The 9747-nt window shown below is 59.9% G+C and carries 8 protein-coding genes and 1 pseudogene; 4 read left to right on the forward strand and 5 right to left on the reverse strand.

The window, feature by feature from the left end; translation table 11 throughout:
- From MXAZACID_RS19525 to MXAZACID_RS16920, 4 genes are all read right to left on the reverse strand, one after another.
- A partial coding sequence (locus MXAZACID_RS19525; protein ID WP_008495761.1) for an NAD(P)H-dependent oxidoreductase occupies positions 1-515 on the reverse strand: 515 nt, incomplete at its 3' end.
- Between the two features lie 20 nt (positions 516-535).
- Positions 536-1891: a carbohydrate porin gene (locus tag MXAZACID_RS16910; protein WP_008495762.1), complete on the reverse strand. Its 1356-nt coding sequence runs from the start codon at positions 1889-1891 to the stop codon at positions 536-538.
- A 105-nt stretch (positions 1892-1996) separates the two neighbouring features.
- Positions 1997-2881 (reverse strand): hypothetical protein, encoded by an 885-nt coding sequence (locus tag MXAZACID_RS16915; RefSeq protein ID WP_240376729.1) that lies wholly within the window; start codon positions 2879-2881, stop codon positions 1997-1999.
- A 181-nt stretch (positions 2882-3062) separates the two neighbouring features.
- A complete protein-coding gene (locus MXAZACID_RS16920) occupies positions 3063-3845 on the reverse strand; it encodes an IclR family transcriptional regulator (protein WP_008495765.1) in 783 nt (260 codons plus the stop codon).
- Between the two features lie 210 nt (positions 3846-4055).
- Between MXAZACID_RS16920 and MXAZACID_RS16925 the strand changes: the two genes are divergently transcribed.
- The 4 genes from MXAZACID_RS16925 (at position 4056) to MXAZACID_RS16940 (ending at position 8244) form a co-directional block, all read left to right on the forward strand.
- Complete coding sequence (locus MXAZACID_RS16925; protein WP_008495766.1) at positions 4056-4877, forward strand: HpcH/HpaI aldolase/citrate lyase family protein; 822 nt, start codon at positions 4056-4058, stop codon at positions 4875-4877.
- A 74-nt stretch (positions 4878-4951) separates the two neighbouring features.
- The gene (locus tag MXAZACID_RS16930; protein WP_008495767.1) at positions 4952-6307 is read left to right on the forward strand and encodes an MFS transporter; all 1356 of its coding nucleotides are present in this window, start codon (positions 4952-4954) and stop codon (positions 6305-6307) included.
- A 32-nt stretch (positions 6308-6339) separates the two neighbouring features.
- Positions 6340-7272 (forward strand): 3-keto-5-aminohexanoate cleavage protein, encoded by a 933-nt coding sequence (locus tag MXAZACID_RS16935; protein ID WP_008495768.1) that lies wholly within the window; start codon positions 6340-6342, stop codon positions 7270-7272.
- Positions 7273-7311: 39 nt separating this feature from the next.
- Positions 7312-8244: a DUF6282 family protein gene (locus tag MXAZACID_RS16940; RefSeq protein ID WP_008495769.1), complete on the forward strand. Its 933-nt coding sequence runs from the start codon at positions 7312-7314 to the stop codon at positions 8242-8244.
- A 449-nt stretch (positions 8245-8693) separates the two neighbouring features.
- Here the strand turns inward: MXAZACID_RS16940 and MXAZACID_RS16945 are convergent.
- Positions 8694-9469 (reverse strand): annotated as a pseudogene (locus tag MXAZACID_RS16945) (IS701 family transposase); the annotation flags it as partial.
- Between the last annotated feature and the right edge of the window lie 278 nt (positions 9470-9747).

Consider the following 9747-nt stretch of genomic DNA (forward strand, 5'->3'; position numbering starts at 1 on the left):
GCTAGATGCTGGATCGGCCGCAGTACCAGATCGATCTCGCCGTAACCACCGGCGGCGGAGAAGCGCGCGGCGGTGCCGCCGGTGGTCACGCCCAGCAGCGCATGCTTGCCCTTGAACAGCCCTGACTCGAACCGCGCCCCATCGACATAGGCAAATCCGTAGGCAAGGACACGGTCGATCCAACCTTTCAGGATCGCCGGTACCCCGCCCCACCATAGCGGAAATTGCAGGATCAGCAGATCCGCCTGCAACAACCGCTCCTGCTCGCGCCGCAGATCCGCGGCAAACCCACCGCCTCGTGCCGCATGCAACTGCTCGGCTTGGTAATGGAAAATGCCAGGATCGGCGATGTTTTGGAAATCTCTCCGTCCGGCGACAGGGTTGAAGCGTTGCGTATAGAGATCCGAAACCTCGACGCTGTGGCCCGCCGCCTGTAAAGCGGCAACGGCCTCTATGGTGAGCGCGGCGTTGAAGGATTGCGGCTCCGGGTGGGCATGAACAATCAAGGCACGCATGTCGGTGGTCCTTTACCTGCTCAAGGGCGCGGTGCCGGCAGGCCCAGCATGTGGTCGAGTGAGACCACTAGGAAGGCGCTGACGACAAACCCATTCCGTGGCGCGATCCGCGTCTTCGGGATATAGTACGTGTCCTGGTTTACCACGTACTGCGCTGTTGGCTCGAACATGATCCCTGGTGCGACCTGCAGCGTATAGCTGGCCTCGAAGGCATATTCATTGCGCGGCTGCGGGCTGGCATTGCCGCCAGCGAGAATGCGGGCTTCGGTCTCCGAGTGCGCATAATCCGCGCCGAGCTGCAGATAATGAATCCGCATGCCGAAATGATCGAGCGGCCGGCCGGGAATCACCCCGGTGAAGATCCCGCCCAACCAGGCTTCCACATCAAAATTCTGCCCGCCATTCATCGGCGCGAACAATCCCCAGGTGATAGCAAAATTCTTCGGCTGAGCGCCGAAAGCAGGCAATTTCTTCCCCACCCACACCACCTGTCGCCCTTCGGCGAACACGCCGACCGGATCCGGTTCGGCGTCCTTGGCGTCCTTGGTATAAACCTGCACCAGCCGGCCGTTAGCTGAGAGATACGGGTTGGTGTGCGGTGTTGTATCGCCCCACAGCCCGAACTCGTAATGCGCGGGCAGAGCGGCGGTGGCGAAAGTCGTGGTGTATCCGGCTTCACCGACGCCCAGCGTGCCGGTGTCATGATTGGTGCTGAAATGCAGCCCGTTGGTGTTGAGGTTGTATGTATTATCCTCGAACCCGCCGGCCTGCACATACCAGGCGGGCGTCACCTGAAACCGCGCCAGGCCGCCCCAAGTGGCATAACGCAACGGCATCAGCGGCGTGTCGCCGGCGATCAGCGCTGGTTCGCAATCGAACGGATTGTCGCAATTCTGCGTCCAGAAATAGCGCAGTACATTGGTCCGTCCGGCCTCGGCACTGAACCGGCCAATCTTCTGCTCATAGGTCAGCATGTTGAGCACGATGGGTTCATGATATTTCAGGTAATTGATCGTGCCCAATATGCCGCCATCATTGGTCAGCATATGGGAGTTGCTGCGTAGACCATAGATCGTCGTCGCCTCGTGGATCGTGCCGCCCTTCAGCCCGATCATCTTGCCAAGATCGAAATCCGCATTGATCCCGAACAGCCCGAGATTCCCGGTCTGGTTCTCGATGATACCGCTGCCGGGATTGGCGATGAAATCATCGACAAAGGTAAGGTTGATGCGGATGCCATGCTGGTCGAGCGTCTTAGCCGCCTGTTTGAGCGGCGGAATGTCGATCAAGGTAGGCTGCGGTGGGGGAGGGGGCGGTGTGGTCGCCAGGCTCTCACTGAACGGCACGGTGCTGGCCAGCGCGTGCGCGGCGGGCAAGGCACAAAAAAGGACTGACATCCTCACGAAGCGAAAGGACATTGTTGCTCCCAGTTGTTATTTTTATCGTGTTGATTGTTTGACTTGGACGTCTGGCTGGCCGCTTCAGCCGGGAAGCGGATACTCCTCCGCATTCAGTACCCATCCGGGCTGCTTGGAGAAATCCATGCGTGGTCCGCAGAAAATATCAACCAGCTGGTTGATGCCGGCCCCCCGCGCCTCGGTGGTATGAATGGCCGGCGCCGGGATCACGGCGAGGGAGGGCGTCGCGCAGACCTCGTGCTCATCACCCCGCCACTGCGTCATGTCCGTGGTCCATGGCCAGCGAAGGTGATGGGTGAAGGTCCCGGCCAGCGCCAGCGAGCCCTGCTCGAAATCGTCGTGGTGATGCGGCGACATTTTCTGCGGATCGCGCGGCCCGTCATTCGGGTCAAGAAAATTTACCATGAAGGTCGTGCAGCGAAAAATCCGGCCGAAGCGCCCTGGAGTCGGCGGAACATCCAGACTGTAGGCGCGGATCTTAAAACCGCTCGGCGGCGCCGGCCAGGGGACCAGCGGCGCCACTCGTGGATTGGGAGGATCGTAATGCGTGTTGTTGGCGCATTTTTCCAGTAGCTCCTTGGCCCTGGTAGTGAACAGCCGGACGATGCGCCCCGGCGTGCGCATCACGATCTCGCTTTCCCCCGGTGGCACGATGATCAAGGAGAACCCATTCACCGGCACACGCTCATCCCGGGTGACGATCTCCGCCCGGCTCTCGGCATCTGGCAGCAGCACGATATACTCATCCGCCTGCTTGGTCCGCTTCAACAGCGCGCCGGTCTCGGCCCCAGCGCCCAACTCGGCATAGGCAAGAATGAAATTCTGCCCGCGCGCAAACCATTGCTTGAAACTCGGCGTCTGCTCAACTGCCGGCTGCTCGTAGAACTTGACGTAGCTGGCTGAAGAAAAGCTGCCGGGCTTGATCGCTGGCACTGTCGCTTGTGCCATGCCGGATCTCGGATCGCTGTTATCGTACATTTTCCCTCCAAGTTATTTCGAGGCGCGGTGCAGCGATTTGTTTGATCGCGTAGGTGTCTTTCACACCGCCTCATTGGCGTTGGAGGAGGTTTATGGTGTTCTGATCATAAGATCAATATATTTTTTTGTTCTGTTTATAGGAACATCGCTGTCAGCCGTGATAGCCCAGAAGCTGGGAAATCGCCGCCGCGGAGCCGGTCAGCGCGGCAATCTGCTCATCTGTCGGCGCCGGCTGGATATGCTGTACTGAATCCACAATGGCGAGGCTGCCGACTAGAGTGCCGGCGCCATCGCGAATGGGGGCGGCCAAGGTGTTGATACCCGTTAGCGCCTCGTTCGGCGCCACCGCCCAGCCGCGCTGCTGGATCAATGCCAGCTCCGCGCGTAAAGATTCGGGATTGGTATTGGTCGCCGCGGTCATGATGTTGAGCGGTGCCGCCAGCACCCGCTCGCGCAACGCCGGCCCGGCGAAGGTCAGAGAGATCTTCCCTTGTGCGCTGCAATGAAACGGCAGGATCGAACCAGGCTTGACGCTGATCTCGATCGCCGATTTGCCGGCGATCGTCGCCAGCACGCGATTTCCTTCTATATCCAGCTGCGAGATTACCACCGAATAGCCCAGCTTCTCGCGCAGACCCTGCATGATGCCACGGCTGATCTGCGCCAGGTCGAACGACTCCGCGATCCGTCGGCCAAGCAGGATCAGCCGCGCGCCGATCGTGTATTTTTCCGATGTCTCCAGCTGGACCACATAGCCCTGCGCCACGAGCGTCTGCAGATGCCGGTGCACGCGGCTCTTCGAGGTGCCGAAGCTCTCGGCCAGCGCGGTCACGCCGACACCACTGCCCTGCTGCGCAAGACGTTCGAGAATCTGCAGACTCAGCGAGACCGCCTGAACACCATCATTGTTCGTCTGTCCGGTAATGCGCGGCATAATTCCTCCACAATAATCTCAAACAAATCAGCCTGTTAGGCCAAGCCAGCTGCGGTATGTCGTCCACAAACATGCCCCGCCGTGCACCAACGCCGCCAAAACGCGCTTGACAATCGACGCCAACGTGAACATGTTCTTGTCAATAGACCAATCGTTCTGATCAACAGAACAACGAGATCGTCCAAAAGTCAATCTCCAAAGGAGACTCTCTTGCCAACTTCCAGCTCGCAGGACCAGACCAGCACGCCGGCCATCATGGAATTTCGCACGCGCCTGGCGCAGCGCGACCTGCTCACCGGGACCTTCATTAAGACCCCGACCGGCCATGCCATCGAGATATTTGGTGCACTCGGCTATGATTTTGTGGTCATTGACGAGGAGCATTCTCCGTTTGACCGTGGGTCCATCGACCAGGCTATCCTTGCCGCCCGTGCCTCCAGCACCGCCGCTTTCGTGCGCATCGCATCGCCCTCGGCCTCCAACATTCTGTCAGTGCTGGACAGCGGCGCCACCGGCATCCTGGCACCTCATGTCGCCACCGCCGCCCGCGCCCGGGAGATAGCCGCGGCTTCCCGCTACCAGGGCGGCAAGCGCGGCTTCTCCGGCTCACCGCGCGCTGGCGGGTATGGCGCGGTGCCGATGTGGGCGCATGTCGAAGCCCAGGACCAGCTGGTCACGGTCATCGCGCAGATCGAGGATCCGGAAGCGCTCGACGAAATCGACGCCATCGCCGCCACGGACGGCATCGACGCGCTGTTTCTCGGACGTGGGGATCTCTCGGTCGCCATGGGGGCGACGTCGCCAGACGCCGAAGAGGTAAAGCAGGCTTGCGCCAAAGTTATCGAGGCGGCAGGCAAAGTCGGTAAGCCGGTGGCGGCCTTCGTCGGCAGTGCGCGCGAAGCCGAGGCGCTGCACCGGCTCGGCGTCACCGCCTTCATCATGTCATCCGACCAGGGGCTGATGCGCGACGCCGCCAAAGCCGCCCTCGCTGGGATGCACGAAATCGGCCTGCCCATGGCGCGCAGCGCCTAGCAGAGGCTGGCCGCATGACCGGCTATCCAGAAAGGGCCGGGTAAAATCAAAAATACAAAGAAGCGGAGGAAACAATGTCGAGTGCCAAGAGCTATCTGACGGCAGACGAACGGAAAATATTCTACAGCTCCGCCGGCGGGTGGGGGCTTGATGCGATGGATATTTGCATCTTCAGTCTCGTCATCCCTAGCCTGCTAGCCGCCTTTGCCATTGGCCGTGGTAATGTCGGCATTCTTGCCACCGCGGCGCTGATTTCCTCCGCCTTCGGCGGCTGGCTCGGCGGGATCATCTCCGACAGGGTCGGCCGCCTCGTTGTGCTACGCTGGACCATCGCCTGGTTCTCAATCGCCACCATCATCTGCGGCCTAGTACATGGTTACACCACTTTTCTGATCTTCCGCATCCTACAAGGCTTCGGCTTCGGCGGTGAGTGGGCCGTCGGCGCGGTACTGATGGGTGAGATCATCCGCAGCGAACTGCGTGGCAAGGTCGTCGGCGCGGTGCAAAGCGCTTATGCCATCGGCTGGGCTGTTGCATTGCTTCTGTTCTCCTCCGTGTTCAGCCTGTTTTCCGGTCCGGACGCGTGGCGCTATTTGTTCGTTATCGCCGGCCTGCTTGGCTTCCCGCTGTTCGTGATGCGGATGCGTATGAAGCTGCCGGCCGATTATCTGGCGCGCATGGACATCGCCCGCCGCGCCCACCAACAGGCGTCCGTTTCGACCAGCCTCTGGGATATTTTCCGCGGCCCGTATTTCTCCCGCACTGCCATCGCCTCGCTGATGTGCCTTGGCATCCAGGGCGGCGGCTACAGCCTAACCGTGTGGCTGCCGACCTTCTTGCAGCAAACACGCCATCTCTCGGTTCTCCACACCACCGGCTATCTGAGCGTGTATGTCGCCGGTTCCTTCTGCGGCTACCTCGGCGCCGCGTACTTGAGCGATCTCATCGGCCGGCGGATAAAAATTATGTTGTTCGCGGCTGGCGCCCTGGTCATCGTGGTCAGTTACCTAAGCCTGCCAATTACCAACGGCATGATGATGCTCCTCGGCTTTCCGCTCGGATTTTTCATGCTGGGCATCTATAGCGGCCTGGGGCCGCTGCTGACGGAGCTCTACCCCACACGCCTGCGCGGTGCCGGCCAGGGCTTCTGCTATAATTTCGGGCGGGGGATTGGCGCAGTGCTGCCGGCGGTGGTTGGCTTCCTTAGCCTGACCCTTGGGCTGGCTCACTCCATCGTCGCTTTCTCCGGCGCCTGCTACGTGCTGGTCTGCCTGTGTGCCTTCCTGCTGCCGGAAACCACCGCGTTGAAACTTGAGACCCGAGAACAGGAGGACCAGCTGTTCCTGGACGGGCGCCGCCGTACCGCGGGTGAGCACATGCCTCCCCGGGAGACCGCAGATACATCCCGCATCTCTTCGCCCAAAATCTAAAACTTCTTCCTAACAAAGGTTAGTCGATAGCCATGAAGCGTGCCGATAAAGTCATCATCACTTGCGCGATCACCGGCAGCATCCACACGCCGTCAATGTCCCCGCATTTGCCGATCACGCCGGACCAGATCGCCGCCGAAGCGATTGCCGCGGCCCAGGCTGGGGCGGCGATGATCCATCTGCATGCGCGCGATCCGCTAACCGGCCAGCCCGACCAGACGCCGCGGCGATACATGGAGTTCCTGCCGCGGATCAAGCAGCAGACGGATGCGATCATCAACATCACCACGGGTGGCGGTCTCGGCATGTCGCTGGAGGAACGGCTGGCTCCGGCGCTGGAGGCAAAGCCGGAGGTGGCCTCGATGAACATGGGCTCCCTCAACTTCAATATCTCCGGTGCGGCCGGTCGGATCACGCAGTTCCAGCATGAATGGGAGCGCCCCTATCTCGAAGGCACCAAGGATTTCATCCTCTCTAATACCTTCGGGCAGATCGAGCATGGCATCCGTTCGCTCGGCGATAACGGCACGCGCTTTGAATTTGAGTGCTATGACCTCGGCCATCTCTATAATTTGGCACATTTCGTTGATCGCGGCATCGTCAAGCCGCCTTTCTTCGTGCAGGGCATTTTCGGTATCCTCGGCGGCATGGGGCCGGATCTAGAAAACCTCATGCATGTCCGCGCCACCGCCGACCGGCTGTTCGGCGACGATTACTACCTCTCCGTCTTGGGGGCGGGGCGCCACCAGATGCGCTTTGCCACGCTGAACGCCATCGCCGGCGGCAATGTCCGCGTCGGGCTGGAGGACAGCCTGTTCGCCGGACGGGGCAAGCTTGCCGTCTCTAATGCCGAGCAGGTGCAGAAAATCCGCAATATCCTGACTGAGCTCAGCCTCGAGATCGCCACCCCGGCGGAGGCACGGGCGATGATGGATACCAAGGGCGGACACAACGTCAATTTCTAACAGCGGCTCGGCCAACCAAGTCGCGAGAGTGAGGAAAAAATGGACCACAACATAAATCTAAATACCGACATTGAGCAGCGGATCACCAACCTTCTGAAGGGTGCCGTTGACACACATGTGCACAGCGGTCCTTCCATCGCCGCGCGCGGGCTTGATCATCTGGAACTGGTCCGCGACGCTTCGGCCGCCGGCATCGCTGCAGTGGTCACCAAGGATCATGACTATGCCGGCGTTGCCACGGCACGGCTGATCACCGATAATTTCCCCGAGCTGAAGACGAAGATATTCTCCTCCATCGTGCTCAACAATGTTGTCGGAGGGCTCAATCCCTACGCTGTCGAGCACACCGCTGCGATGGGAGGCAGGATCGTCTGGTTGCCGACTTTGGCGGCGGAAAACCATTTGGCCTGGGAGAAGAATTCCAGCTTTGTCCACCCGGCTGCGACCACCAAGATGCGCCACGCCACGGCTGTGCCAGTGCTTACCCCGGACAAAAAAGTTCGCGACGATTTAAAACAGATCCTCGATATCGTGGCCCGTAATGACATGGTGTTGGCCAGCGGCCATTTACATGTCAGCGAGACTTGGCTGATCTTTGAGGAGGCGAAGCGGCGCGGCGTTACGCGATTGGTCTTTACCCATCCGGAGGACATTGTCGGCGCCTCGCTGAACGACGTGAAGGGCATTGCCGCCATGGGCGCGTTCATCGAGCATTCGCTGGCAATGTTCCTGCCTGGCAGCAAGTTCAAGACGAAGACTGAGGAGGATTTGCGCCAGCAGATCGAGGCCGGTGGCGTTGAGCAGACGATCCTATGCTCGGACCTCGGCCAGCTCGGCTCGATGAGCCCGCTGGATGGCTTCCGCTACGGCATCAAAACCTGCATTGAACTTGGCTACAACGATGACCAGATTCGTCTCATGGTATCGACCAACGCGGCACGGCTGCTCGATCTGCAAGTCGAGACTGTGTAATTCTATCCAGTAGTATTTCTATGAGGTTGCCAGCGTTCGCGTTCAACACCGCTCCGGCGTTGGAGATGAATTAGCGGAAGTCGGCGCCTCGGTGAGCCAAGGCTGAGCCAGATTTGGCTTTGGTGCTGCACTGGTAACCTACATAGCTTCACGCCAGCTGCGGTAGCTGTCGCCGAGGCGCTGCAGCAGCCAGCAATAACGGGAGACAGCGTTGGATCGCGCCGGCCAAGTTGATTCGACAGTTTGATAAGCGCTGATGCCTTTCGGCTGAGCATCGAGGAATTAGCACTGCTTGCCCCTTTGCTAGCCGAAGACATCGGAACGAACGTATCAAACCGCAATTGAGATTGTCTGCCCCCCCCCCGCATTTGTATTGATAATGACGGGTGCAATGTCGTCGGGCCTCCATGCCCAAGTCTATGGCCAAGCACAAAATTCAGGACAGTCCCCCAGTCATGCAACCGCGGCCCCTTGGTTCCGGCTCCAGCGGACAGACGCTTCCAGTCGGACGCTCAAGCGCCTCGGCAATGCCCTTGGCTGTAGCGGCGATGCGTCGGGGTTTGTCCCACGACCGGAAGACATGAGCCGCATCAACCCCAAGCACATACCCCTTGGTAGCCCGCCGCAAATCACGCTTGATATCGCCGACACCGTAGACGGTATCGGCCGCGACCCAACGGAACGGCACACCACTCGTGATGGCGCGCGCAATCATCCGAGCCGCAAGTTGCCGCTTGGTTGCAAAGCCGGTGTCGCTTGGCACATGTGCCGCCTTGCACCGGACCGAGTCGTCGGTCCAAGCCTTCGGCAAATAGAGTGCCCGATCGATAAAGGCATAGCCCTTGGGCGATACATAGGCCGCAAACACGCCGATCTGGCAATTCGTGATCTTGCCCGCGGATCCCGTGTACTGCCGCGCCACCCCACAGGATGCCTTGCCCTGCTTGAGAAAGCCAGTTTCATCGATCACCAGCACCGCATCATCGTCTGCCAGATGTTCGACGACATACTCGCGCACAAGATCACGCAGCGCATCCGCATCCCAGCGGTCCCGCCCAAGAAGTTCCTGCTGCCGCCAAGGGCCAGGATCGCCAGCAGCCTCCGCGCGCATCCATCCCGTCTTGCGCCGTTCCTCGCTCAGCAACCCATCCAGAAACAACGCAGCATTCACCGCCGAACGCTCCTGCGCGAACACAGGTCGCATTCGTCCTTTCACATCGCGCAGTGATTACGCCCACAACTCGAGCGTCGTCTCAATCGATGCAAAACGCGTCCATGACTGTCGAATCATGGTTGCCCATTGATTCGGACTTACAGACGTTTCGCAAGATAAAAATCACGACTGTAATGCTAGGTGGCTGATAACAGTTGAATTTAAGCATCCTAATTGCAGACTCTAGACAGAGAGTAGCAAGTCAAGTTGGTTGCTGGGTCCCGCAACCACCAATACCGAACTCATGAACAAGTCAGGAACGCCCTCAGTGCTACGCGCAGAGGACGTTG

The organism is Acidocella sp. MX-AZ02, from assembly GCF_000306035.1.
Taxonomy (GTDB): Bacteria; Pseudomonadota; Alphaproteobacteria; order Acetobacterales; family Acetobacteraceae; genus Acidocella; species Acidocella facilis.

Bases quoted from the DNA above. Each gene is read 5' to 3' on its own strand.
- MXAZACID_RS16935 (WP_008495768.1), top strand. From the start codon at position 6,340: ATGAAGCGTGCCGATAAAGTCATCATCACTTGCGCGATCACCGGCAGC.
- MXAZACID_RS16940 (WP_008495769.1), top strand. From the start codon at position 7,312: ATGGACCACAACATAAATCTAAATACCGACATTGAGCAGCGGATCACC.
- MXAZACID_RS16920 (WP_008495765.1), bottom strand. From the start codon at position 3,845: ATGCCGCGCATTACCGGACAGACGAACAATGATGGTGTTCAGGCGGTC.
- MXAZACID_RS16930 (WP_008495767.1), top strand. From the start codon at position 4,952: ATGTCGAGTGCCAAGAGCTATCTGACGGCAGACGAACGGAAAATATTC.
- MXAZACID_RS16915 (WP_240376729.1), bottom strand. From the start codon at position 2,881: ATGGCACAAGCGACAGTGCCAGCGATCAAGCCCGGCAGCTTTTCTTCA.